Source organism: Streptomyces sp. NPDC001137 (genome assembly GCF_040298885.1).
Taxonomy (GTDB): Bacteria; Actinomycetota; Actinomycetes; order Streptomycetales; family Streptomycetaceae; genus Streptomyces.
This window is the reverse complement of record NZ_JBEPBA010000006.1, coordinates 113066-138399: the sequence shown is the minus strand read 5'-3', so window position 1 is coordinate 138399 and position 25334 is coordinate 113066. Positions and strand designations below refer to the sequence as shown.

The 25334-nt window shown below is 70.9% G+C and carries 17 protein-coding genes; 14 read left to right on the top strand and 3 right to left on the bottom strand.

Annotated features, from left to right (window positions below; genetic code table 11):
• Positions 1–94 precede the first annotated feature (94 nt).
• Positions 95–2194, top strand: a complete 2100-nt coding sequence (locus ABT254_RS14030; RefSeq protein ID WP_351468372.1) for an MMPL family transporter — start codon at positions 95–97, stop codon at positions 2192–2194.
• A 109-nt stretch (positions 2195–2303) separates the two neighbouring features.
• On the opposite strand, the gene ABT254_RS14025 is transcribed toward ABT254_RS14030, so the two are convergent.
• Positions 2304–4982, bottom strand: a complete 2679-nt coding sequence (locus ABT254_RS14025) for an FAD/NAD(P)-binding protein (RefSeq protein ID WP_351468370.1) — start codon at positions 4980–4982, stop codon at positions 2304–2306.
• A 214-nt stretch (positions 4983–5196) separates the two neighbouring features.
• On the opposite strand from ABT254_RS14025, the gene ABT254_RS14020 reads away from it, so the two are divergent.
• From ABT254_RS14020 to ABT254_RS14005, 4 genes are all read left to right on the top strand, one after another.
• The gene (locus tag ABT254_RS14020; protein WP_351469120.1) at positions 5197–6435 is read left to right on the top strand and encodes a L,D-transpeptidase; all 1239 of its coding nucleotides are present in this window, start codon (positions 5197–5199) and stop codon (positions 6433–6435) included.
• Positions 6436–6593: 158 nt separating this feature from the next.
• On the top strand, positions 6594–7979 hold the full coding sequence (locus ABT254_RS14015) for a glycoside hydrolase family 16 protein (protein ID WP_351468367.1): 1386 nt from the start codon (positions 6594–6596) through the stop codon (positions 7977–7979).
• A 65-nt stretch (positions 7980–8044) separates the two neighbouring features.
• Positions 8045–9067, top strand: coding sequence for an NADP-dependent oxidoreductase (locus tag ABT254_RS14010; RefSeq protein WP_351468364.1), 1023 nt, complete (start codon positions 8045–8047; stop codon positions 9065–9067).
• 43 nt (positions 9068–9110) lie between these two features.
• A complete protein-coding gene (locus tag ABT254_RS14005; protein ID WP_351469117.1) occupies positions 9111–9485 on the top strand; it encodes a MerR family transcriptional regulator in 375 nt (124 codons plus the stop codon).
• Between the two features lies 1 nt (position 9486).
• Here ABT254_RS14005 and ABT254_RS14000 read toward each other — a convergent pair whose 3' ends face one another.
• On the bottom strand, positions 9487–10392 hold the full coding sequence (locus ABT254_RS14000; protein WP_351468361.1) for a helix-turn-helix transcriptional regulator: 906 nt from the start codon (positions 10390–10392) through the stop codon (positions 9487–9489).
• A 146-nt stretch (positions 10393–10538) separates the two neighbouring features.
• On the opposite strand from ABT254_RS14000, the gene tkt reads away from it, so the two are divergent.
• Genes tkt through ABT254_RS13965 form a run of 7 tightly spaced genes read left to right on the top strand, consistent with a single transcriptional unit; the run spans position 10539 to position 19388 of the window.
• Positions 10539–12614 (top strand): transketolase, encoded by a 2076-nt coding sequence (gene tkt, locus ABT254_RS13995; RefSeq protein WP_351468359.1) that lies wholly within the window; start codon positions 10539–10541, stop codon positions 12612–12614.
• 19 nt (positions 12615–12633) lie between these two features.
• A complete protein-coding gene (gene tal, locus ABT254_RS13990) occupies positions 12634–13779 on the top strand; it encodes a transaldolase (RefSeq protein ID WP_351468356.1) in 1146 nt (381 codons plus the stop codon).
• On the top strand, positions 13776–15329 hold the full coding sequence (zwf, locus tag ABT254_RS13985) for a glucose-6-phosphate dehydrogenase (RefSeq protein ID WP_351468353.1): 1554 nt from the start codon (positions 13776–13778) through the stop codon (positions 15327–15329). Before tal ends, zwf begins: the two co-directional genes overlap by 4 nt.
• On the top strand, positions 15326–16261 hold the full coding sequence (gene opcA / locus ABT254_RS13980) for a glucose-6-phosphate dehydrogenase assembly protein OpcA (RefSeq protein WP_351468350.1): 936 nt from the start codon (positions 15326–15328) through the stop codon (positions 16259–16261). Before zwf ends, opcA begins: the two co-directional genes overlap by 4 nt.
• Positions 16254–17912 (top strand): glucose-6-phosphate isomerase, encoded by a 1659-nt coding sequence (gene pgi, locus ABT254_RS13975; protein ID WP_351468347.1) that lies wholly within the window; start codon positions 16254–16256, stop codon positions 17910–17912. The genes opcA and pgi overlap by 8 nt, the downstream gene beginning before the upstream one ends.
• Before the next feature lie 2 nt (positions 17913–17914).
• Positions 17915–18793 carry a phosphogluconate dehydrogenase (NAD(+)-dependent, decarboxylating) gene (gene gnd / locus ABT254_RS13970; protein WP_351468344.1) on the top strand — a complete coding sequence of 293 codons (879 nt, stop codon included), beginning with the start codon at positions 17915–17917 and terminating at the stop codon, positions 18791–18793.
• Between the two features lie 7 nt (positions 18794–18800).
• The gene (locus tag ABT254_RS13965) at positions 18801–19388 is read left to right on the top strand and encodes a histidine phosphatase family protein (protein ID WP_351468342.1); all 588 of its coding nucleotides are present in this window, start codon (positions 18801–18803) and stop codon (positions 19386–19388) included.
• A 96-nt stretch (positions 19389–19484) separates the two neighbouring features.
• Here ABT254_RS13965 and ABT254_RS13960 read toward each other — a convergent pair whose 3' ends face one another.
• Positions 19485–20660 (bottom strand): lipase family protein, encoded by a 1176-nt coding sequence (locus ABT254_RS13960; protein ID WP_351468340.1) that lies wholly within the window; start codon positions 20658–20660, stop codon positions 19485–19487.
• Between the two features lie 420 nt (positions 20661–21080).
• Between ABT254_RS13960 and ABT254_RS13955 the strand changes: the two genes are divergently transcribed.
• Complete coding sequence (locus ABT254_RS13955; protein ID WP_351468338.1) at positions 21081–23960, top strand: peroxidase family protein; 2880 nt, start codon at positions 21081–21083, stop codon at positions 23958–23960.
• A complete protein-coding gene (locus ABT254_RS13950) occupies positions 23957–25324 on the top strand; it encodes a hypothetical protein (RefSeq protein ID WP_351468335.1) in 1368 nt (455 codons plus the stop codon). Before ABT254_RS13955 ends, ABT254_RS13950 begins: the two co-directional genes overlap by 4 nt.
• Positions 25325–25334: the final 10 nt, after the last annotated feature.

Here is a 25334-nt window from a genome sequence, read left to right as displayed (position 1 = left end):
CGAGGCCCCGAAACCACTCCCACCGGCGATCCGCCACACCCTGCGCCGCCACGAATCTGAGGGCGTTGAGAACCGACGACCGCCAGGAGGGACCATGCTCTCCACACTCGCCCGGGCGGCGACCCGCCGCCCGCTTACCGTCATCCTGCTGTGGGTGCTCTTCCTGCTGCTCGGCTTCGGGCTGGGGACGGGCGTCTTCGGGCGGCTCTCCGACAACGTGCCCGAGGTGCCGGGCACCGAGTCCGAGCGGGCCGCCCAGTACCTGGACCGCGCCGATCCGACGGGCGAGTCGATCACCGCCGTCGTCGAGGGGACCACCGTCTCCGCCCCCGGGCTGCGCGAGCAGGTCGAGCGGGCCGTGGCCGACGTACGCGGCATCGCCGGTGTCGCCGCGGTCCCGGATCCGTACCGGACCCGCGGTCTCACCGCCGCCGACGGACGGGCCCTGATCGTCCCCGTCACCTTCAAGGGCGGTCTCGGCGACGGCGCCGAGGAGAGGGCGGTGGACGCGGCGGCCGACCGCATCAAGCAGATCGACGCGCCCGAAGTGCACGTCAGCGGCGGCCCGTTGCTGGGCCAGCAGCTCGGTGAACGGGCGCAACAGGACGTGAAGAACGCCGAGTTGATCTCACTGCCCGTGGTACTCGCCCTGCTGCTCGTCGTGTTCGGCGGGCTGCGCGCGGCCGGACTGCCGCTGGTGATCGCGGTGAGCGGGATCGCGGGCGCCTTCCTGGCACTGTTCGGGTTCAGCCAGGTCACCGACATCTCGGTGTACGCGATCCAGGTGACCACCATGCTGGGCCTCGGACTCGCCGTGGACTACGCCCTGTTGATGCTGGTCCGCTTCCGCGAGGAGCGCCGGCACACCGAGGACGTCGTGGAGGCGGTGCACCGGACGGTCGCCGCGGCCGGGCGGACGGTGCTGTTCTCCGGGCTCACGGTGGCCGTCAGCCTGACCGGTCTGCTCGTCTTCCCCAGCGTCTTCCTGCGCAGCATGGGCCTTGCGGTGGCCGCGGTCGTGGTCATCGACATGCTGGCCGCGCTGACACTGCTGCCGGCGCTGCTGGCCAGGTTCGGCGCGAAGATCGCCCCGGCGAAGGCGGTGCCGGAGGGGGCGGAGGGCCGCTTCTTCGCCCGCGTGGCCCGCTTCTCGGCCCGCCGCCGCGTCGCCGTCCTGGCCACGGTCGTCCCGGCCCTGCTCGTCCTGGCACTGCCCGTCACCGGCATGAGGATCGAGATCGGCGACGCGACCCAATTGCCCTCGAGCACCGAGGCACGGCAGTTGTACGACACCGTCGACGCGCACTTCCCGGCGGGCACAGGGGTCTCGCCGGTCACCGTCGTCCTCAAGCCGGGGACCGACTCCGCGACCGCGGACCGGATCAGCGCCCTCTCACCGACCGCACAGGCTCGTGAACTCCCCGGCGGCGGGGCGGTCGTACAACTCCAGCCGTCGGGCCGGGTGGACGGCAAGGAGGCCATCGACCTGGTCAGGCGGGTACGGGAGCTGCGCGGCACCGAACCGGTCCAGGTCACCGGGCCCGCCGCCCGTCTGGTCGACTTCCGCGCGATGCTCTCCGAGCGGGCGCCCTGGGCCGCCCTGACCGTGCTGGCCGGCATCTTCGTCCTGCTGTTCGCGTTCACGGGTTCGGTGCTGATCCCGCTGCGCACGATCCTGACCACGCTGCTCAGTCTGGGCGCGGCGCTCGGCGTGGTGGTGTGGGTCTTCCAGGACGGCCACCTCGCCGGCGCGCTGGGCGCCGAGAGTCTGGGCGCGCTGAGCCTGACCGCGCCGCCCCTGATCGTCGCGATCGCCTTCGGACTGGCCATGGACTACGAGCTGTTCATCCTGGCCCGGATGCGGGAGGCCCGGCGCCTGACCGGCGACGACCAGGAGGCCGTGGTCACCGGTCTGCGCCGCTCCGGCCGCGTGGTCACCTGCGCCGCCCTGCTCCTCGCCGTGGTCTTCGGCGCCTTCATGACGGGCGGCTTCTCCCCCATCCTCCAGATCGGCCTCGGCCTCACCCTCGCGGTCCTGATCGACGCGACGGTCGTACGCATGCTGCTGGTTCCGGCGACGATGACGCTGCTGGGGCGATGGGCGTGGTGGGCCCCGGGACCGCTGCGGCGGGTGCACGACCGGTTCGGCTTGCGCGAAGAGCCGACGGAGCAGCCGGAGTTGGTAAGCCACTGACCTGGGTCGGCTACCCCGCGCCCCTTTTTAGGGGCGCGGGGAACTGCGCGACCAGCCACGACTTGGCCGCAGACGCTCAACGCCCCCTCGCGGCACACCCGTCGGCGTCTCACGCAGGCAGACCCGCCCGCATCCGCCGATCCCGCGGCGCCTCCTTCCGCTCCAACCGCGCATCCAACAGCCGACGCGCAGCGTCACACCGCCCCGCCGCGACCAGGGCGTACAACAGCGTCTCCTCGACGACCTCCCGCTGGGCCGCGCTGCCCCCGACCCGCCGCAACACGGGCAGCAGCGCGTCAAGGCCCCGGGCGGCTTCCTGGAAGCGTTCCTCGACCACGGCGGCGAACGCCTCGCACAGCGGTGCAATGACCTCCCGCTGCACCGAGTCCGCCCCGGCGGCATGATCCCGCAGCCGATGCAGCGCCGCCAGATCCCCCGCCGCGGCCAGCGCCACAGCGGCATGCAGCGCGGTGAAGGCGGTCGCCGGACGCTCCAGGACGTCCAGGGCGACCGTGCCCAGGACGTCCCCGGCGGGCAACTCACCCCGCCAGCTGCCGCTCAGCCGGGCCCGCCACAGCAGCGACCCCGAGTCGACCAGCGCCCGCACGCCGGTCACCACCCGGCCGGGTGCGAGCTGCGCGAACCAGCGCCTGCGCAGCGCCGCCGGGTCGTCGAGGGCGAGTTCGTGCAGGGCGATGTGCCAGGAGAAGTGGGCGCGGTGGACGGCGCCCCGGCCCTGCCCGGACACCCAGCCGTCCAGCCAGTCGCGGCCCGCCTCGTGCACGCCCGACTCGTAGTGGACGTGGGCGAGGGCGTGCACGGCATGTCCCGAGGCCGGCTCCACCGCCAACGCCCGGTGGGCGAGCTCGCCGGCCTCGTGCAGCCGCCCCTGCTCCTGCCGGAGGAAGGCGAGCAGCGAGGTGTGGAACCAGTGGCCGTCGTAGGCGGGAGACGTTTGCTCGACCAGCCGCAGCGCCTGGTCCTCGTCGAGGTCGGTGACGCCGGAGAAGGCGATGGTGGGTACGGCGGCGGCCAGCGCGAGCGCGTCGGCGGGGTACGCGTCGAGGTGGCGTACGAGAGCCGTGTCGCCGTCGTCGCCGTGCACCCGGCGCGTGACCACCTCCACGAAGGAACGCTCCCGCTCGTCGGCGTGTTCGCGCGCGGAGCGCTGCGCCTCGGCCAGTGCCCGCGGTACGTCCACGGCGGCGCCGCACTCGTGGCCGAGCAGGGCGAGGGCCGCGTGGCCGAGGGCGAACCCCGGGTCGAGGGCGACGGCTCGGGCGAAGGCGTCCTCGGCGCCGGCGCGGACCTTGAGGACCCGGTCGAGGCCGCTGCGGTAGGCGGCGGCCACCTCGGCATGGGTGGACAGGGCGAGTCCGTGTCCGTCGACGGGACGGCGGGAGGTGCGGGGCCTGCCCGTCCTCCCCGTCAGCGGGGCGAGCAGCTGTGCTGCCAGGGCTGCCGCCTGGACCCGGATCTCGGGGATCGCGGTCGTCTCCCACAGTTCGCCGCGGCGCGGGGCGCCCAGTGTGAACAGCGGGCGGTCCGCGCGGCCCTCCGAGTCCAGCAGCCGCCCCTCGCGGGTGGCCACGCCCATGCCGAGCGGGCCCGGGACCGCGGCCCCGGACGTGAACAGGGAGCGCCACAGGGCGTCGTCGAACCGTCGGCCCGGTCCGGTGCAGTCGATCACCCAACCGACGTGCAGGGTACGGCCGTTGGAGAGGGTGACCAGAAGTGAGTCGTCGTGGTCGGCCGCGTCCGTCACCGCGCCGGTGTGGACGGTGAGCCGTCGGGCGGTACGGGCCCGGGCGACGGATTCGGCGGTGGCGGGGGCCATGCGGTGGCGGTGGGTGTTCCACAGGGCGCCCTCGCGGGCGAGGAACTCGGCCCGGTCCTCGGGGGTGAGGCTCTCCCAGAGGCGGGCGGTGTGCGGGCGCAGGCTGTCGAGGGCGGGGCGCCAGTCCCCGTGGGTGCGCACGGACCGGCTGATGTGGCCGTAGACGGCCCTGCGGAGGCGGCCCAGCGAGGCGTCGTCGAGGCCCGCCGGCGCATCCATCGAGCCGGCCGGGGTGAGGGCGTGCGGCTGCGGCAGCAGGCCGCTGCGGGAGAGGGCGTGGACCGTGCGGCCGGGGCGGTCGAGGGTGAGGGCGAGGTCGACGGCCGTCAGACCGGTGCCGACGAGCAGGACGTCGGCGGTGTCGGAGAGCGGGCCGTCCAGGGCGCCCGTCGCCCAGGGGGCGGCGACGAAGCGGGCCGAGGTGCGCAGGGCGGGCGGGGCCCAGGTCGCGGAGGGGGCGGCGGGGCCGGTGGCCAGGACCGCGCTGTCCACGGCGAGATGTCCCCCGTCGGCGAGGTGGAGCGCCAGCCCGCCCCCGGGGGTGTCGGTACAGCTCTCGGCGCGGGTGCGCAGCCGTCGTACCGTCACCGTGCCCTGAGCCCGGACGATGGCCTGCGCGAGGGTGTCGGCGAGATAGGCGCCGTAGCGGTAGCGGGTGGCGAAGTCGGCCGCGGTGACGGACGGTTCGCCGTGGCGGCACAGCCAGCGGGTGAAGTGGCCGGGGTCGTCGGGGTAGCAACTCATGCCGCCCGCGGGCACGTTGAGGCGATGGCGCGGGTCGCGGGTCGCGTACGCGGTGCCGCGGCCCGCCTCCGGGGCGGGGTCGAGCAGGACGAGGCCGAGCGGTGTCCGGCGGCGCGTCGCCGTCTCGCAGAGCTGGACGGCGGTCAGCGTGCCCGCCGCGCCCGCTCCGACGACGGCCACGGTGTGCGGCTCGCGGACTTCGGTCACGTATACCTCCGGCGGTGGTCGGTCGCTCAGAGCCCCGGTCGGGCCGCTCATACTCTGTTCACAATCCCAAGGGCTGAGACAACCGTGGTTTCAGGCCTTCTCAGGGCGACTCCTCACCCGAATCTCAGGAATCGGCCCGGAAATTCAAAGGATCAACAAATCTGCGCGGCCCAGGATGCACCCGGTAAAGGTGGACATCCCAGAAAGGCCTGCCGTGGGCGCCTCGCACATATCGATCCCGTCGGAGCAGCAGTCGCGGAGGTGGCCGCGGCGCGGGCTGCTCACCGTGCTCGGCGTGACACCGGCCGCCGCGCTGACCGGATGCAGCGGCTCCTCGGCGGGCGCCTCGGGCGGGACGCCGAAGGCCGCCGCGACCGCGCAGGCCGCCGCGAAGAAGCCCACTGTCTCGGTCACACCCGCCGACGGCACCAAGAAGGCCGGATTCACTCGCCCCGTCGAGGTCACCGTGACCGACGGCACCCTTGCCTCGGTGAAGGTCACCGGCAACGACGGCTCCCCCCTGACCGGTTCGCTCAACGAGGCGAAGACCCGGTGGACTTCGACGAGGAACCCGTACTCCGGGACGAAGTACACGGTGACGGCCACCCCCGAGGGCGCCGCGGCACAGACCACGACCTTCACCACCCGCTCACCCGGCGAGACCTTCGTCGGCTACTTCACGCCCGAGGCGGGCTCCACCTCCGGCGTCGGCATGCCCGTGTCGATCAACTTCACCCACGCGGTGAAGAACCGGGCCGCCGTCCAGAAGGCGGTCACCGTCACCGCGGAGCCCGCCGTCGAGGTGGTCGGCCACTGGTTCGGCGACACCCGGCTCGACTTCCGTCCGGAGACCTACTGGGCGCCCGGCACGAAGATCACCCTCAGTCTGCGGCTGAAGGACATCGAGGGCTCGGACGGCATCTACGGCGTGCAGAACAAGGACGTCACCTTCCACATCGGCCGCGCCCAGATCAGCACGGTCGACCTCGCCACCAAGGAGATGGTGGTGAAGAGGGACGGCGAGACGATCGCCACCTATCCGGTCAGCGGAGGCGACGCCCGGCACACCACCTGGTCCGGGATCATGGTGATCAGCGAGCGGTTCAAGCAGACCCGCATGGAGTCCTCCACGGTCGGGCTCGGCGACGAGTACGACATCCCCGACGTGCCGCACGCCCAGCGCCTGACCACGTCCGGCACGTTCGTGCACGGCAACTACTGGGCGTCCACCTCGGTGTTCGGCCACCAGAACACCAGCCACGGCTGCGTGGGCCTGCACGACGCGAAGGGTGCGAACGACAGCGCAGTGGCCGGCTACAAGCTCTACGCGTCCTCGATGCTGGGCGACGTGGTGATCGTCAAGAACTCCGGCGAGAAGACCGTCGACCCGGCCAACGGGCTCAACGGCTGGAATCTGTCGTGGGCGGATTGGAAGGCGGGCAGCGCGCTTTAGCACCTTTGCACCGTTCAGGGGGTGAACTTCCCCGCCAGGAAAGGACTTCCCTTGCTTTAAGTCTTGACGGCCCTGGTGGCGGAGAGCACATTGGGCCCACTTTGAGAGCGCTCTCAAGGCACCCGCAGCCCACCACTCCGCAACCGGGAGGCACCCCCGTGAGTGCAACCTCCGGCATACCCAGACGGCGACGCGCGCTCCTCGCCGTACTCAGCACGCTCGGCCTGGCGGCCGCCCTCGCCACGGCCGCCACCCAGTCCGCCGACGCCTCGGCGCCGACGCCCCCGTCGGGCTGGACACAGGTCTTCCTCGACGACTTCAACGGCTCGGCCGGAACCGGCGTCAACACCTCCAACTGGCAGTACGACACCGGGACTTCGTACCCCGGCGGCGCCGCCAACTGGGGCACCGGCGAGGTCGAGACGATGACGAACAGCACCAGCAACGTCTCGCTCGACGGCAGCGGCAATCTGAAGATCACCCCGATCCGCGACTCGTCCGGCAACTGGACCTCGGGCCGTATCGAGACCAACCGCACCGACTTCCAGCCCCCGGCCGGCGGCAAACTGCGCGTCGAGGCCCGCCTCCAGATGCCCAACGTCACCGGCGACGCGGGTGCGGGCTACTGGCCGGCGTTCTGGATGCTGGGCGCCCCCTATCGCGGCAACTACCAGAACTGGCCGAGCGTCGGCGAGCTGGACATCATGGAGAACGTCCAGGGCATCAACAAGGTCTGGGCGACGATGCACTGCGGCACAAACCCGGGCGGCCCGTGCAACGAGACGACGGGCCTCGGCAATTCGATCGCGTGCCCGAACACCACCTGCCAGTCGGGCTTCCACACCTACACCATGGAGTGGGACCGCTCGGTCAGCCCCGAGGCGATCCGCTTCTACGTCGACGGCGTCAACTACCAGACCGTCACGGCCAGTCAGATGGACGCCACGACCTGGGCCAACGCCACCAACCACGGTTTCTTCGTCATCCTGAACGTGGCGATGGGCGGCGCCTTCCCGGCCGCGTTCGGCGGCGGCCCGACCAGCGCCACCCAGTCCGGCCATCCGATGCTCGTGGACTACGTCCAGGTCCTGTCGAGCGGCACAGGCACCACCACACCCCCGCCCTCCGGCAACCGGGACGCCTACAGCCCCATCCAGGCGGAGTCGTACGACAGCCAGTCCGGCACCGTCGCGGAGAGCACCTCCGACACCGGCGGCGGCCAGGACATCGGCTCCCTGGCCAACGGCGACTGGGCCCTCTACAAGGGCGTCAACTTCGGTTCCACGGCGGCCACGCAGTTCTACGCACGCGTGGCGAGCGGCGCCGCGTCCGGGGTGAGCGGCCTGGTCGAGGTGCGCCTGGACAGTCGTACGGCCACACCGATCGGCAGCTTCGCCCTCGCCAACACGGGCGGCTGGCAGTCCTGGAAGACGGTCCCGGCCAACATCAGCGCGGTGACCGGCACCCACGACGTCTATCTGACCTTCACCAGCGGTCAGCCGGCGGACTTCGTGAACGTGAACTGGTTCGACTTCGGTCACTGACCGGGCGGGCGGCGGCGCGAAGCGGCTTGACCTTCACGTACGGGTCAACCCCTAGCGTCGCCGCCATGACCACTTCCGCTGTGAACTCCCGTACCGGCCTTGAGGTGCGGCTCGCCTCCCGGCCCGCCGGCCTGCCCACGCCCGACGACTTCGAGATCGCCGAGGTCCCGGTGCCCGATCCGGCCCCCGGTCAGGTGCTGGTCCGCAATCTCCACCTGTCCCTCGACCCCGGCATGCTGACGCTGATGTCGGCCGAACCCGCCGTGCCCCGGCCCCGCTACGAGATCGGCCAGGTGCTCTACGGGGACGCCGTCGGCGAGGTGATCGCCTCGGCCGACCCCTCCCTGGCGGAGGGCGACCTGGTGGTGCACCGGCTGGGCTGGCGGGAGTACGCCGTGGCCGGGGCGGAGGCCTTCCGCCGCGTCGACCGGACCGCCTATCCCACCCCCTCCCTCCATCTCGGTTTCGGCCTGGTCGCCTGGGTCGGACTCGTCCATGTCGCCCGGCTGCGGCCCGGCGACACGGTGTTCGTCTCCAGCGCGGCGGGCGCGATCGGCTCTCTCGCCGGTCAGATCGCCCGGCTGAGGGGCGCGGCGCGGGTGATCGGCAGCGCGGGGTCACCGCAGAAGGTCCGGCGCCTCACCGGCAGGCTCGGCTTCGACGCGGCCTTCGACCGCCGCGACGGCCCCGCCCTCGACCGGCTGCGCGAGGCCGCCCCCGAGGGCATCGACGTCTACTTCGACAACGTGGGCGGCGAGCAGCTGTGGGCCGCCCTCGAGGTGATGAACCCGCACGGCCGCATCGCCGTCTGCGGGGCGCTCGCCCGGCAGAGCTCCGGCCGCCCCGACCACGGCCCCGGCGACCTGCTGACCGTGGCCGCCAAGCGGCTGACCATCCGCGGCTTCACCGTCGTCGACCACCTGGACAAGGCGGCCGAGTTCGGGCATCAGTTCCGCGACTGGCTGAAGGAGGGGAAGATCGTCTACGAGGAGACGGTGATCGACGGGCTGCCGAACGCACCCCGCGCCCTGACCGACCTCGTCCGCGGCGCATACACGGGGAAGACCGTGGTACGGCTGGGGAGTTGACCCCCGTAGACCACCAGGAGAGGTGAACCCGGACGTGAGCGAGATGCTGATCGGTGACCTGGCCGCGCGGACCGGCACGACGACCCGCGCCCTGCGCTACTACGAGGAGCAGGGCCTGCTGGAGTCTGGGCGCAGCGCGGGCGGTTACCGCGTCTACGCGCCCGGAGCGGAGATGCGGGTCCGCAACATCCGCGACCTGCTCGCCTCCGGGTTCACGGTGGACAACGTCAAGTCCTTCGTGCGCTTCCTGGACAGCGATCTGCCGGAGGTGTTCGCCTACTCCGACTCCTGCGCCGGGAACTACGAGGTCGGGGCCCGGCGGGTGGCCGAACTGACGGAGCGGATCGAGGCGCTGACCAGGATGCGGGACACCCTGGTGCGGCGCATGCCGTGGCTGGGCGCCCCGGCCGCGTCCTGAGTCACCGCAGCTCCGCCCGGAACGCCGCCGGTGTCAGCTCCGTGTGCTGCTGGAAGAACTTGGAGAAGTTCGCCGCGTCGGGGAAGCCGACCGCCGCGCCCACCCGGCCGATCGGCAGGTCCGTGTGGGCCAGCAGGCGTTTCGCCTCCAGGACGACCCGCTTGTCGATGAAGCCCTTGGGCGTCTGACCGGTCGCGGCGCGGACCGCGCGGACGAGGGTGCGGCGGGAGTAGCCGAGGGCGTCGGCGTAGGCGCTGACGCTGTGGTTGGTGGCGAAGTCCCTCTCGACGGCGTCGCGGAACAGGGTGAACGTCGTGTCCGACTGGCGGCGGACCGCCTCGGCGGAGCTGGCCGCCAGATGGGCGAGGCGGAGCAGGAACGCCGTCAGCGAGTGACGCAGCACCGCGGTGTGCAGGCTCAGCGGCAGGGTCGTGGTGTCCTCGTACTCGCGTTGCAGTTGCGCGAGGGCGGCCCTGAGGGCCGTGAGCTGGGCCTCGTCGGGGTGGAGCAGGGGCGGCAGGTCGTAGCGGTAGAGGCCGGTGGCCTCCACCGTGGCGCGCGGCAGAAACCCGGGTTGCATGGTGAGCACGGTTCCGCGGTACCCGCTCGTGGGCGAGAAGCGGTGGACCTGGCCGGGACGGATCCACAGCAGTTCGCCGGCCGCCGCCTCGTACTCGGCGAAGTCGATCATGTGGCGGACCGGGGCGCCGTCGAAGAGCATCACGACATGGAAGTCGATGCGATGGACGCGCTCCAGCGGGGCCTCGGCGTGCCAGGTGTGGCCGGCCCCCATCGGGCCGACCTGCATACCGACTCCGCCCACACTCAGCTCGACCGGGAAAGGGAACGTTCTGATGCCGTCCACCCCAGCGTCACCGTCTCCACCTTGGATGGTTCTGCCCGCCATGTCCTACTCGCGCCGCCTCGGTCGTGCCGCCGGTGTCCCACTTTCACCACAGGCTGACACACAGCGACCTTCCCCCGTAAAAGTCAGACTTTTAAGTTTGAAGGCATCAGAGCAGTTCAGCCGCTTCGATCGAGGACTTCTTGAAGATGAGTGCGCAGACACCGGACAGCTTCGAATGGACCGAACTCGACCGGCGTGCCGTCGACACCGCCCGGCTGCTCGCGGCCGACGCCGTGCAGAAGGTCGGCAACGGCCACCCGGGCACGGCGATGAGCCTGGCCCCGGCCGCGTACACGATCTTTCAGAAGGTGATGCGTCACGACCCCGCGGACCCCGAGTGGACCGGCCGGGACCGTTTCGTTCTCTCTCCCGGCCACACCTCGCTGACCCTCTACACGCAGCTGTTCCTGGCCGGGTACGAGGTCGAGCTCGATGACCTGAAGGCGTTCCGTACGCACGGTTCCAAGACGCCCGGTCACCCCGAGTACGGGCACACCGCCGGTGTCGAGACCACCACCGGGCCGCTCGGCCAGGGCGTCGCCAACGCCGTCGGCATGGCGATGGCCGCCCGCTACGAGCGCGGCCTGTTCGACCCCGAGGCCCCCGAGGGCACCTCCCCCTTCGACCACACCATCTGGGCGATCGTCTCCGACGGCGACCTGGAGGAGGGCGTCTCCGCCGAGGCCTCCTCCCTCGCCGGCCACCAGAAGCTGGGCAACCTGGTCTTCCTCTACGACGACAACCACATCTCCATCGAGGGCGACACCGCGACCGCCTTCTCCGAGGACGTCCTGAAGCGCTACGAGGCCTACGGCTGGCACGTGCAGCGCGTCGAGCCCTCGCTCGGCGGCGACATCGACGTACCGGCCCTGTACGCGGCGCTGAAGGCCGCGCAGGCCGAGACCGAGCGGCCGTCCATCATCGCGATGCGCACGATCATCGCCTGGCCCGCCCCGAACGCGCAGAACACCGAGGCCTCCCACGGCTCCGCGCTCGGCGCCGAGGAGATCGCCGCCACCAAGCGCATCCTCGGCTTCGACCCCGAGCAGTCCTTCCAGGTCGACGCCGACGTGCTCGCCCACGCCCGCGGGGCCCTCGACCGCGGCGCCGAGGCGCACGCGGCCTGGGACAAGCAGATCGACAAGTGGCGCGGCGCCAACCCCGAGCGCGCCGAGCTGTTCGACCGGATCGTCGCCGGCCAGCTGCCCGAGGGCTGGGAGGACGCGCTGCCGGTCTTCGAGGAGGGCAAGGCGGTCTCCACCCGCGCCGCCTCCGGCAAGGTGCTGCAGGCGCTCGGCGCGATCGTCCCCGAGCTGTGGGGCGGCTCCGCCGACCTCGCCGGCTCGAACAACACCACCATCGACAAGACGTCGTCCTTCCTGCCGAAGGGCAACCCGCTGCCCGAGGCCGACCCGTACGGCCGTACCGTCCACTTCGGCATCCGCGAGTTCTCGATGGCCGCCGAGATGAACGGCATCGCGCTGCACGGCAACACCCGTATCTACGGCGGCACCTTCCTGGTGTTCTCCGACTACATGCGCAACGCGGTGCGGATGTCGGCGCTCATGCAGCTGCCGGTGACCTACGTCTGGACCCACGACTCCATCGGCCTCGGCGAGGACGGGCCGACCCACCAGCCGGTCGAGCACCTGGCCTCCCTGCGCGCCATCCCGGGCCTCAACGTCGTCCGCCCGGCCGACGCCAACGAGACGGCGATCGCCTGGGGCGAGATCCTCAAGCGGCACGCCACCGACCCGGCCCCGCACGGCCTCGCGCTGACCCGCCAGGGCGTGCCGACCTACGCGCCCAACCCCGATGCGGCGAAGGGCGGTTATGTCCTGAAGGAGTCCTCGAAGGAGACCCCGGACGTCGTCCTGATCGCCACCGGCTCCGAGGTCCAGCTCGCCGTCGCCGCACGCGAGCAGCTGGAGGCCGAGGGGATCGGCACGCGGGTCGTGTCGATGCCGTCCGTCGAGTGGTTCGAGGAGCAGCCGCGGGAGTACCGCGAGCGTGTCCTTCCGCCGTCCGTGCGGGCTCGTGTCGCCGTGGAGGCCGGGATCGGTCTGACGTGGTACCGCTACACAGGTGACGCAGGACGCATCGTCTCCCTGGAGCACTTCGGCGCCTCCGCCGACGCAAAGACCCTGTTCGCCGAGTTCGGCTTCACCCCCGAGAACGTCGCCGCCGCTGCCAGGGAATCCCTGGCCGCCGCCCGCGGTTGATCCGATCGCCAGAAAGAAGATGATCAAAGTGACCGAAGCAACCGCGACCGCGGGAGCACTCAAGCGCCTGTCCGACGAGGGCGTCTCCATCTGGCTCGACGACCTCTCCCGCAAGCGGATCGAGTCCGGCAACCTCGCCGAACTCGTCGAGAACAGCAACGTGGTGGGCGTGACCACCAACCCGTCCATCTTCCAGGCCGCGATCGGCTCCGGCGAGGGCTACGAGGAGCAGCTCGCCGACCTCGCCGTCCGCGGCGTCACGGTCGAAGAGGCCGTACGGATGATGACCACCGCCGACGTCCGCGCCGCTGCCGACATCCTGCGGCCCGTGTACGACGCCACCGGCGGCCGCGACGGCCGGGTCTCCATCGAGGTCGACCCGCGCCTCGCCCACGACACCAAGGCGACGATCGCCGAGGCCAAGCAGCTCGCCTGGCTGGTCGACCGGCCCAACGTCATGATCAAGATCCCGGCGACCAAGGCGGGCCTGCCGGCCATCACCGAGGTCATCGGCCTGGGCATCAGCGTCAACGTCACGCTGATCTTCTCCCTGGAGCGCTACCGCGAGGTCATGGACGCCTACCTCGCCGGCCTGGAGAAGGCACAGGCGAAGGGCCTCGACCTCGCCGCCATCCACTCCGTCGCCTCCTTCTTCGTCTCCCGCGTCGACTCCGAGATCGACAAGCGGCTGGACGGCCTCAGCTCCCCCGAGGCCTCCGTCCTCAAGGGCAAGGCGGCGCTCGCGAACGCCCGTCTGGCCTACGAGGCCTACGAGGAGGTCTTCGCCGGGGGGCGCTGGACCGCCCTCGGCGGCGCCAGGGCCAACAAGCAGCGCCCCCTGTGGGCCTCGACCGGCGTGAAGGACCCCGCGTACAAGGACACCCTGTACGTGGACGAACTGGTCGCGCCCGGCACCGTCAACACCATGCCGGAGGCCACCCTCAACGCCACCGCCGACCACGGCGAGATCACCGGCGACACGGTGACCGGCGGCTACGCGCAGGCCCGCGCCGACCTGGCCGCCGTGGAGGCCCTCGGGATCTCCTACGACGAGGTCGTGCAGAAGCTGGAGGACGAGGGCGTCGCCAAGTTCGAGACGGCCTGGCAGGACCTGCTGGACGCCGTGACGAAGTCCCTGGACAGCAAGGGAGTTGAGACGGAATGACCGAGCACGCCACGGTCGGGTCGGCGCTCGACTGGACCAACCCCCTGCGCGACGAGCGCGACCGCCGGCTCCCGCGCATCGCGGGCCCGTCCGGGCTCGTCATCTTCGGTGTCACCGGCGACCTGTCCCGCAAGAAGCTGATGCCGGCCGTCTACGACCTCGCCAACCGCGGCCTGCTCCCGCCGGGCTTCTCCCTCGTCGGGTTCGCCCGCCGGGACTGGGAGGACCAGGACTTCGCGCAGGTCGTGCACGACGCGGTCCGCGAGCACGCGCGCACCGAGTTCCGTGAGGAGGTCTGGCAGCAGCTCGCCGAGGGCATGCGGTTCATCCCCGGCGACTTCGACGACGACACCGCGTTCAAGCAGCTGAAGTCGGCCGTCGACGAACTGGACGCCTCCCGCGGCACCGGAGGCAACTTCGCCTTCTACCTCTCCGTACCGCCGAAGTTCTTCCCCAAGGTCGTCCAGCAGCTCAAGAAGCACGGCCTGGCGAAGGCGCGCAAGGGCTCCTGGCGGCGCGCGGTGATCGAGAAGCCGTTCGGGCGCGACCTGGCGAGCGCCCGCGAGCTGAACGCGATCGTGCACGACGTGTTCGAGCCGGACCAGGTCTTCCGCATCGACCACTACCTGGGCAAGGAGACCGTCCAGAACATCCTGGCGCTGCGCTTCGCCAACCAGATGTACGAGCCGATCTGGAACCGGTCGTACGTCGACCACATCCAGATCACCATGGCCGAGGACATCGGCATCGGCGGCCGCGCCGGCTACTACGACGGCATCGGCGCCGCCCGTGACGTCATCCAGAACCATCTGCTGCAGCTGATGGCGCTCACCGCCATGGAGGAGCCGATCGCGTTCGACGCGGAGTCGCTGCTCACCGAGAAGCTGAAGGTCCTGAAGTCCGTGCGGCTGCCGGAGAACCTGGGCGAGCACACGGTCCTCGCCCAGTACGCGGAGGGCTGGCAGGGCGGCGAGAAGGTGGCCGGCTATCTGCAGGAGGACGGCATCGACCCGAACTCCAAGACCGACACCTACGCGGCCATCAAGCTGGAGGTGGACAACCGCCGCTGGGCGGGCATCCCCTTCTACCTGCGCACCGGCAAGCGCCTGGGCCGCCGGGTCACCGAGATCGCGGTGGTCTTCAAGCGGGCGCCGCACTCGCCCTTCGACTCCACCGCCACCGAGGAACTCGGTCAGAACGCGATCGTCATCCGCGTCCAACCCGACGAGGGCATGACGGTCCGCTTCGGCTCCAAGGTGCCGGGCACCTCGATGGAGATCCGGGACGTGTCGATGGACTTCGCCTACGGCGAGTCCTTCACGGAGTCCAGCCCGGAGGCGTACGAGCGCCTCATCCTGGACGTACTGCTGGGCGATGCCAACCTGTTCCCCCGTCACCAGGAAGTGGAAGAGTCCTGGAAGATCCTCGACCCGATCGAGGAGTACTGGGCGCGGCACGGCAAGCCCGCGCAGTACCCCTCGGGCAGCTGGGGACCCGAGGAAGCCGACGAGATGCTCGCACGAGACGGACGGAGCTGGCGCAGGCCATGAAGATCGACCTGACCGACACCACGGCAAGCAAGATCAACAAGGCGCTGGTGCAGGGCCGCCGCGCCATCGGCACACCGGCCGTGGGCATGGTCCTGACGATGGTCATCGTCACGGACGAGGAGAACGCCTACGACGCGATCAAGGCGGCCGAGGAGGCCTCGCACGAGCACCCCTCGCGCACCCTGGTCGTCATCAAGCGGCACGCCCGCACCCCGCGCGACCGCATGGCCTCCAAGCTGGACGCCGAGGTCCGGGTGGGCGCCGACGCCGGCACCGGCGAGACGGTCATCCTGCGCACCTACGGCGAGGTCTCCGACCACGCCGACTCGGTCGTCCTGCCGCTGCTGCTGCCGGACGCGCCGGTCGTCGTGTGGTGGCCGGTGGACGCGCCCGAGGTGCCCGCCAAGGACCCCCTCGGCGCCCTCGCCCAGCGCAGGATCACCGACCTGTACGCCGTCGAGAACCCGTCCGAGACCCTGGAGCAGCGGGCCCGCTCCTACGCGCCCGGCGACACCGACCTCGCCTGGACCCGGCTGACACCGTGGCGCTCGATGCTGGCGGCGGCCCTGGACCAGGCCCGCACCCGGATCGTGTCGGGAGCCGTGGAGGCCGAGGCCGACAACCCGGCCGCCGAGCTGCTGGCGCGCTGGCTTGAGGCACGGCTGAACGTGAAGATCGACCGCGTGGTCACCGCGGGCCCGGTCGTCACGGCCGTGCGCCTGGGGACCGCGGACGGCGAGATCGTCATCGACCGCCCCGAGGGTCCGCTGGCCACGCTCACCCTGCCCGGCCAGCCCTCGCGCACCCTCGCGCTGAAGGTCCGCACCACCTCCGAACTCATCGCCGAGGAGCTCCGCCGCCTCGACGCCGACGAGATGTACGCCGTCGCCCTGCGGGGCGAGGCCGCCAAGGAGAACGTCTCCCATGTCTGACTCCCCGAAGCTCACCCGGCGTCCCGAGTGGACCGCTCTGGAGGACCACCGCGCCCAGGGTCAGCCGGTGCTGCGTGAGCTGTTCGCAGCCGACCCCGGCCGCGCCGAGCGGTATGTCGTGCGCGTCGGCGACCTGCGCATCGACTACTCCAAGCACCTGGTCAACGACGAGACCCTCGCGCTGCTCCAGGAACTGGCCGCCGCCACCGACGTGTTCGGGCTGCGCGACGCCATGTTCCGCGGCGAGAAGATCAATGTCACCGAGGACCGGGCCGTGCTGCACACCGCGCTGCGCGCCCCGCGGGACGCGGTGATCGAGGTCGACGGCGAGAACGTGGTGCCCCAGGTGCACGCCGTCCTGGACAGGATGAGCGACTTCGCCGAGCGGGTCCGCTCCGGCGCCTGGACCGGCCACACCGGCAGGCGGATCAGGAACGTCGTCAACATCGGCATCGGCGGCTCCGACCTGGGCCCGGCGATGGCGTACGAGGCGCTGCGCACCTTCACGGCCCGCGAGCTGACGTTCCGCTTCGTCTCCAACGTGGACGGCGCCGACCTGCACGAGGCGGTACGGGACCTGGACCCGGCGGAGACCCTGTTCATCGTCGCCTCCAAGACCTTCACCACGATCGAGACCATCACCAACGCCACCTCGGCCCGCTCCTGGCTGCTTGCCGGGCTCGGCGGCGAGGAGAAGGCGGTCGCCAAGCACTTCGTGGCGCTGTCGACGAACGCCGGCAAGGTCACCGAGTTCGGTATCGACCCGGACAACATGTTCGAGTTCTGGGACTGGGTCGGCGGCCGCTACTCCTTCGACTCGGCCATCGGCCTGTCGCTGATGATCGCGATCGGCCCGGACCGCTTCCGGGAGCTGCTCGACGGGTTCCACACCGTCGACGAGCACTTCCGGACCGCGCCCGCGGAGGCCAACGCCCCGCTGATCCTGGGCCTGTTGGGCATCTGGTACGGCAATTTCTTCGGCGCCGAGTCCCATGCGGTGCTGCCGTACAGCCACTACCTGTCGAAGTTCACGGCGTATCTGCAGCAGCTGGACATGGAGTCCAACGGCAAGTCGGTCGACCGGGACGGCCATCCGGTGGGCTGGGAGACCGGTCCGGTGGTGTGGGGCACGCCCGGCACCAACGGGCAGCACGCCTATTACCAGCTGATCCACCAGGGCACCCGGCTGATCCCCGCGGACCTGATCGGCTTCGCACGTCCGGCGGCCGAGCTCGGTGACGAACTGGCCGCCCAGCACGACCTGTTGATGGCCAACCTGTTCGCGCAGGGCCAGGCGCTGGCCTTCGGCAAGACCGCCGACGAGGTGCGCGCGGAGGGGGTCCCCGAGGAGCAGGTGCCGCACCGCACCTTCCAGGGCAACCACCCCACCACGACGATCCTGGCCCCGGAGTTGACGCCGTCGGTCCTCGGCCAGCTGATCGCCCTCTACGAGCACAAGGTGTTCGTCCAGGGCGCCGTCTGGAACATCGACTCCTTCGACCAGTGGGGCGTCGAGCTCGGCAAGGTCCTCGCCAAGCGCGTGGAACCCGCACTCACCGAGGGCGCGGACGTCCCCGGCCTCGACCCCTCCACCACCGCTCTCGTGGCCGCGTACCGCGAGCTCAAGAACGCTCAGGAAGAAGTGAACTGACCATGCAGATCGGACTCATCGGGCTCGGCAAGATGGGCGGCAACATGCGCGAGCGGATCCGCCGCGCCGGCCACACCGTCATCGGCTACGACCGCAACCCCGACCTCTCCGACGCGGCCAGCCTCGCCGAACTGGTCGACAAGCTCGAAGCGCCGCGCGTGGTGTGGGTGATGGTCCCGGCGGGCGCCCCCACCCAGTCCGTCGTCGACGAGCTCGGCGGCCTCCTCTCCCCCGGCGACACGGTCGTCGACGGCGGCAACTCCCGCTGGACGGACGACGAGAAGCACGCCGAGGAGCTGGGCGCCAAGGGCATCGGCTTCGTCGACGCGGGCGTCTCCGGTGGCGTGTGGGGCCTGCAGAACGGCTACGCGCTGATGGTCGGCGGCGACAAGGAGCACGTGGAGCGGCTCCAGCCGATCTTCGAGGCGCTCAAGCCGGAGGGCCCGTACGGCTATGTCCACGCGGGCAGGGTCGGCGCCGGGCACTTCTCCAAGATGGTCCACAACGGCATCGAGTACGCCATGATGCAGGCCTACGCCGAGGGCTGGGAGCTGCTGGAGAAGATCGAGTCGGTGGACAGCGTCCGTGAGGTGTTCCGCTCCTGGCAGGAGGGCACCGTCATCCGCTCCTGGCTGCTCGACCTCGCGGTCAACGCCCTGGACGAGGACGAGCACCTGGACAAGCTGAAGGGCTTCGCGCAGGACTCCGGCGAGGGCCGCTGGACGGTCGAGGCGGCCATCGACAACGCGGTGCCGCTGCCCGCGATCACGGCCTCCCTCTTCGCACGGTTCGCCTCCCGCCAGGACGACTCCCCGCAGATGAAGATGATCGCGGCCCTGCGCAACCAGTTCGGCGGGCACGCCGTCGAGTCGAAGGAGTAGCGCCGTCGTGGGGGACCTTCTCCTGGTCCGCCACGGCGAGACGGAGTGGAGCGTGTCGGGACAGCACACCAGCTGGACCGACCTGCCCCTCACCCAGCACGGCGAGGAGCAGGCCAAGTCGCTCGCTCCACTCCTCTCGCAGCGGACCTACGCACTCGCACTGACCAGCCCGCTCGGCCGCGCGATACGCACCGCCGAACTCGCGGGCATCACCGGCACGTTCGTCGAACCCGACCTCCACGAGTGGGACTACGGCGCCTACGAGGGCGTCACCACCGTCGAGATCCACCGCACCCGCCCCGACTGGGACCTGTGGACCGACGGCGTGCCGCCCGGCCCGGACGGGCACCCCGGCGAATCGCCCGAGCAGATCGGCCGGCGTGCCGACCGCATCCTGTCCCGCGTGGACTCGGCGCTCCCCGACGGTGACGTGATCCTCGTGGCCCACGCCCATTTCCTACGGGTACTGACGGCCCGCCGGCTGGGTCTGCCGCCCGCGGAGGGCCGCCTCTTCCAACTGGCGACGGGCACCGTCAGCCGCCTGTCGACCGAACACGACCGCCCGGTGATCGCCGAGTGGAACACCCGGCCGTAGAAACGGGCCGGCCCGCACAACAGCCCGCCCCGAACCGGCTCGAGGCCGCTGACGGGGCGGGCGAGCTGCTGTAGGGGGCGGCCCTCTGCGCCCGGGCTACAGAACGTCTCCGAACTCGCTCAACACCCCTGGTGGGGCAAGTGCGTTCACGTAGTGCCCCGGGCCGTGGTCGTCGAAGGAGTACTTGAACGGGATGGTGCGCGTCAGCGCCAGGCGGGTCGCGAAGAACGCCAGCGGTGCCACCACGGCGAGCCCCGCCACGCTGTCCATCTGGGGGTAGTGCAGGCCCGGTTCGGTGACCTCCGTCCAGCCCTGCCCGCCGGCCCGCAGCAGGGGCCGTACCGACCGCCGTACCCCTTCGGTGACGCGGAGCAGCAGCCCGCCCCAGTCCCGGTCGGCGGCCGTGCGCAGGACGTCGCTCGGCAGGGTCAGGCCCTCGATCGCCGAGTCGGCGACGAAGGTGAGCGCGGCGTCGACGGGGCCGTGCCGCCCGCGGTAGTGGAACTCGCGGCCGAACGGGGCGTAAGGGCCGACCGGCCGTGGCGGCAGGGCGGGCACGACGTCCCGGTCGAAGATGTAGCGGATCAGACGGTCGCGCAGGACGTGGTTGTGCAGCGGGCCGGGTGTCTCCTCACAGGCGCGGGCCAGGTCGGGACCGCCGACCATGGGCTGGCCGAAGGTGTAGACGCCCTTCAGCTTCTCGGCGATGTGCCGGTAGCGCGGCTCGTGCACGAGGGTGACCGCCATGATCGCGGCCATCGCGGCGCCGAGGCTGTGCCCGGTGATGTAGAGGGCTTCCAGGCCGCCGCGGGTGCCCTGCTCCTCGGGGTTCAGGGACTCGCCGCGCACGGCGCGCTCCAGGGCCTCGATCACCAGATGGCGGGTGGCACGGACGTTGCGGTAGAAGCCGGCGTGGACCTCGTGCTTGCGACCCTCCAGTTCGACGCAGAGCATCTCCGGCCGTACGTCGGCGTCGGTGAGGATGCTGATGATGTCCTCGGGCTGGGTGCCGCGGTAGCAGAGGACCGCGACCCTGCGGTCCTTGTCCTGGACCAGATAGGCGGCGGACGCGATGTACATGGCGTCCACACGCTGCTCGAAGGCCCGGCAGCCGTTCTCCTCCAGGCCGAGCCGCGCCATGATCATGGAGACGGTCTCCACGTCGCTGTGCTGCTCGAACCCGGCGTACGAGTAGGCCGCACAGGTCGCCAGCACATGCGGGATCACTCCGTCCGGGTCCGGCTGGTGCTTGTCCTCGACGAGCCGTTCCACCAGGTCGGGGTAGACCGGGAAGCTGCTCGGATCGGTCTCGGGCTTGCCACGGGCGCAGCGCGGCGTAGCTGGGCCCTTTGACGTAGGTGTCCCGCATCTGGGACCTCCCCCGGGACGTCTGCGGGTGGTGGGCCCCCACCATGGCCCCGAACCGGCACCGGGAAGGAGTCGTTCCCCGGCCACGGCGAGGGCGGCGGGTGGGGTTGCTGGGGAAGGGCGGCGTCCGCGGGGCGGACACGGCAGGTCACGGCTCCCTCACCCGCCCGTCTGACGTGCGCAGGCGCGACGCTCCGCGCAATTGTTCGCATGGCGCGCAAGCTGGCGCACATCGGCGCGAACCATCGCTGTGAGTGCGCCATGGGCGCCAGTAGCGTGCAGGGCCCTGTCCCGTACGCAACCGTGCGCGTGAGGAAACGAACGATGGCCGAGACCGGGCAGCAAGGACCGCAGTACGAGCGGTACGACGGCGGTGGCGCCGAAGCAGAACGGCTGGTGTTCGAGCAGCTGGCCGCCGAACTGATGAAGGTGCAGGTCAAGAACCGGCGGGCGGGAGGCGGCGGGATCGCCCGGACCTTCCATGCCAAGGCGCCGGTGGCCGTGGACAACGCGCGGCTGCGCTTCCACGACGATCTCCCCGCCGCGCTGCGGGTGGGGTTCGCCCAGCCGGGCGCCGAGTATCCGGCGACGGTGCGGCTCTCGAACGCGAGCGGCATCCGGCAGGGCGACGGTTCGCCCGACCTGCGCGGGGCGGCGGTGCGGGTGCGGGTGTCGGACGAGGAGAGCCACGACCTGCTGGCGACCAGCTATCCGGTCTCGCACGCCCGCAACGCACGGGAGTTCGTGGCCTTCGCGAAGGCCATGGCGGGCGCGAAGAGCCCGGTGCAGAAGGCGTTCGGGCTGTTCGTGAAGCTGCCGCTGGCCGTGGGCCTCGGCACCGCGAACCGGATGCGCCGCAATGTGCGGGCCGCCACCCGGCACACCGTCGACTCCCTGGCCAACGAGACGTTCTGGAGCCGCGGAGCGGTGCTGTGGGGCGAGGCGGGACCCGTGCGGTTCCTGTTCCGTCCGGCGCCGGGTACCCCGCCGGCGCCCGCTGCGGACCGCCGGGACGCGGACGCCCTGCACCGGGAGTTCGCACACCGCCTGGCGCAGGGGGAGGTCAGCTACGACCTGTGCGTACAGCGGTTCGTCGACGAGCGGCGCACCCCGGTCGAGGACGCCTCGGTGGAGTGGAAGGACGGGGTGTCGCCCGCGATCGCGGTGGCCCGGCTGACCCTTCCCAGCCAGGACCTGAACACCGCCGAGGCCCGCGCGGTCGCCCGCCGGATCGAGGACCTCACCTTCAACCCCTGGTACACCACGGACGAGTTCCGTCCGCTCGGCAACATCAACCGGGCCCGGAAGGCCGCCTACCAGGCGGCGAGCGCGCACCGGCTCGGGTTGAAGTTCGTCACCGAGGAGCCCCTGCGCAACCGCGTCCTGGGCCGACCGATGGAAACGGCCTTCGCGCTGCTGAACCGGTATGTCCCCTGGCACCGGCTGCCCTTGCAGCTGAGCCTGCTCAACCTGGTGTTCCTGCGCAAGGTGCTGCGCCGCCGCAACCTGATCGACACCGAGGTGCGCGAGGCACCGCCGACGGCCCAGCGGGTGCCGGCGCCGATCCCGGAGCAGCTGCGCGGCGAGCGGTCGTACGACGGGACGTACAACGATCTGTCGGCCCCGAGGATGGGCGCGGTGGGTGCCGCATTCGGCCGCAACCTGAAGCCCGACTACCGACCCGACCTCTTCGACACCCCGAACCCGGTCACGGTCAGCCGGCAGCTGCTGTACCGCGAGAGCTTCGTGCCCGCGACCTCCCTCAACATCCTGGCCGCCGCCTGGATCCAGTTCCAGGTGCACGACTGGGTCAACCACCGCCGCCACAAGCCGGGTGAGCGCAGCGTCGAGGTGCCGCTGCCGCCCGGCAGCGGGCCCTGGCACAACACGCCCGGCGGGCCCGGCGAGAACGTGATGCGGTTCGCGGAGAACGAGGGCATCGAGGTGCCCGGCCGCCCGCCGATCCTGTTCGGCAACAACGCCTCCCACTGGTGGGACGGCTCGGAGGTGTACGGCGAGGACGAGCACACCGCCCGCTTCCTGCGCGAGGCCGACGGACGCGCCGAACTCCGCCTGGAGGACGGCCACCTGCCCGGCGGCGGCAACGGTCAGGTCCCGCTCACCGGCTTCAACGAGAGCTGGTGGATGGGCCTGAGCGCCATGCACACCCTCTTCGCCCGCGAGCACAACGCGGTGTGCGCCGCACTGCGCGCCGAGTACCCCGCGATGAGCGAGGAGCGCGTCTACCAGACCGCCCGGCTGGTGGTCTCCGCACTGATCGCGAAGATCCACACAGTGGAGTGGACGCCGGCGATCCTCGCCACCGAGGCGATCGACATCGCGCTGAAGACCAACTGGCAGGGCCCGCCGAAGAACTGGCTCAACCAACTGGGCCTGTGGCTGTTCGAGGCGCACTCGCTGACGGGCATCCCGAAGACCCTGCCGGACCACCACACGGCGCCGTACTCGCTGACGGAGGACTTCGTCACCGTCTACCGCATGCACCCGCTGGTCCCGGACGACTTCGAGCTGCGCGAGCACCACTTCGGGCAGCGCCTGGAGACGGTGGGCTTCCTGGACATCCAGGGCGGTGCGGCCGAGTCGCAGATCCGCAAGACGGGCCTCGCGAACACGCTCTACTCCTTCGGCATCGCCCACCCGGGCGCGATCACCCTGCACAACTACCCTCGTGCGCTCCAGCAGTTCGAGCGGGACGGCGAGATCATCGACCTGTCGGTGGTGGACCTCGTACGCACCCGCCGTCGTGGCGTGCCGCGCTACAACGACTTCCGCGAGGGCCTGCACAAGCAGCGCATCCGCTCCTTCGAGGAGCTCACGGAGAACGCCGAGACCCTGGCGCGCCTCAAGGACGTCTACCGCTCGGTCGACGAGATCGACACGGTGGTGGGCCTGTTCGGGGAGAACCCGCCGACCGGGTTCGGCTTCAGCGACACGGCGTTCCGCATCTTCATCCTCATGGCGAGCAGGCGCCTGCAGTCCGACCGTTTCCTCAACGTCGACTACCGGCCCGAGGTGTACACACCGCTGGGCATCGACTGGGTGGAGCGGGGCGGCATGAACTCCGTCATCCTGCGGCACTGCCCGGAGCTGGCGGCGCTGCTGCCGCGCGGCGCGAGCGCGTTCGCGCCGTGGCGTACGGTGCGGGCGACCGCCGACGGGGACATGCACGGAGGCCGTGAATGAGCACGGTCCACGGTCACCCGGGGCTGGCCGACCTGTTCGGCCGGCCCCTGCTGGACACGGTCTGGCACCGGCGCACCCACCGCGTCAGCCGCGGCGCCTCGGTGCCGGCCGGGTCGATGAGCTACCACTCCCCGCACACCCGGCGGCCCTTGTCGGAGCTGGAGGAGGCGGTGCTGATCGCGATCACCGGCTGTACGGGCCTCACCATGCCCGACCGCCCCTTCGAGGACCCCCGCGACGGCAAACCCATCATGTCCAAGCCCAACCTGACCATGGCGGGCCGCACCGCGGGCAGCCCCGACAACGCTCAGGGCACCCACTTCTTCATGATCAACGACACGGGGACCTACTACCTGCGGAAGCTGCCACCTGCACCCCAAGAGCCCTTCGAGGCCGAGACGTTGGCGGCACGGGCGGCCCGGTCCAAGGTGAAGGTCCTCGACCACCGGCTCGACGTGCCGCAGAACAAGCGGGACTTCCCGGCCTACCTGGACTCGAACCGCTTCCTGTCCAACCTCGCCGGAACGACGGTGTTCTTCCCGGTCGTCGATCTCTCCCACCAGTACATCAACGCCTTGATGTACCTGCTCACCCAGCCGGACGGGGCGCGCCCCACGCTGGTGGACGACCGCAACTTCTACCGTCCCGCCGGCGTGAAGAAATGGGTCAGGAACGGCTTCCTCAACGGAGATCTGAAGCTCCCGCTCGGCGCACTCGGCCCGATGCGCACCCAGATCGAGGCGGACCTGCTGCTGCAGAACCTCATGCTCACGGCGGAGGCGATGGGCCTCGGCGCCTGGATCCACGCGTCGATCAACCCGCAAATAGCCCTGGGAGACCCGAAGTTCTCGCGGGCGTACGGCAGGATGCTCGGCTTCACCTTCGTCACCCCACGCTGGCGGCTCGCGGACCTGTGGCGCTGGCACGTACCGCTCCCTGCCTACGCGACCCTGCGTTCGCACCCGGTGGGGCTCACTTCCCCGGACGGCGAGGCACTGATCGCGGCCGCCTGCCCGCCCGCGCACAAGTCGATGTCGGACGCGGTGGATTCGGTGATCGGCGCGAAGTTCGGCACCGGCGGCATCTACACCGACAAGGACGTCTTCACCCGCATCTACAAGGAGGACTACGGCCAGCGCTATCTCGCGGAGGCGAGCGAGTACGAGGAGCGGGTGATCGACTGCGCCCGCGACATCTGCGAGTACGTCATCCGCACGCACCGCAGGTTCCCGGCGCACACGGACGCCATCCACGTCCCGGGCATCTGGCTGCAGGCCCACCATGTGGAACGGGAGTACTACGAGCGGTACTTCATGAACGGACTGACCGACACCCACCGACGGCACGCGGAGCTCTGGGATTAGAGTCCCGCTC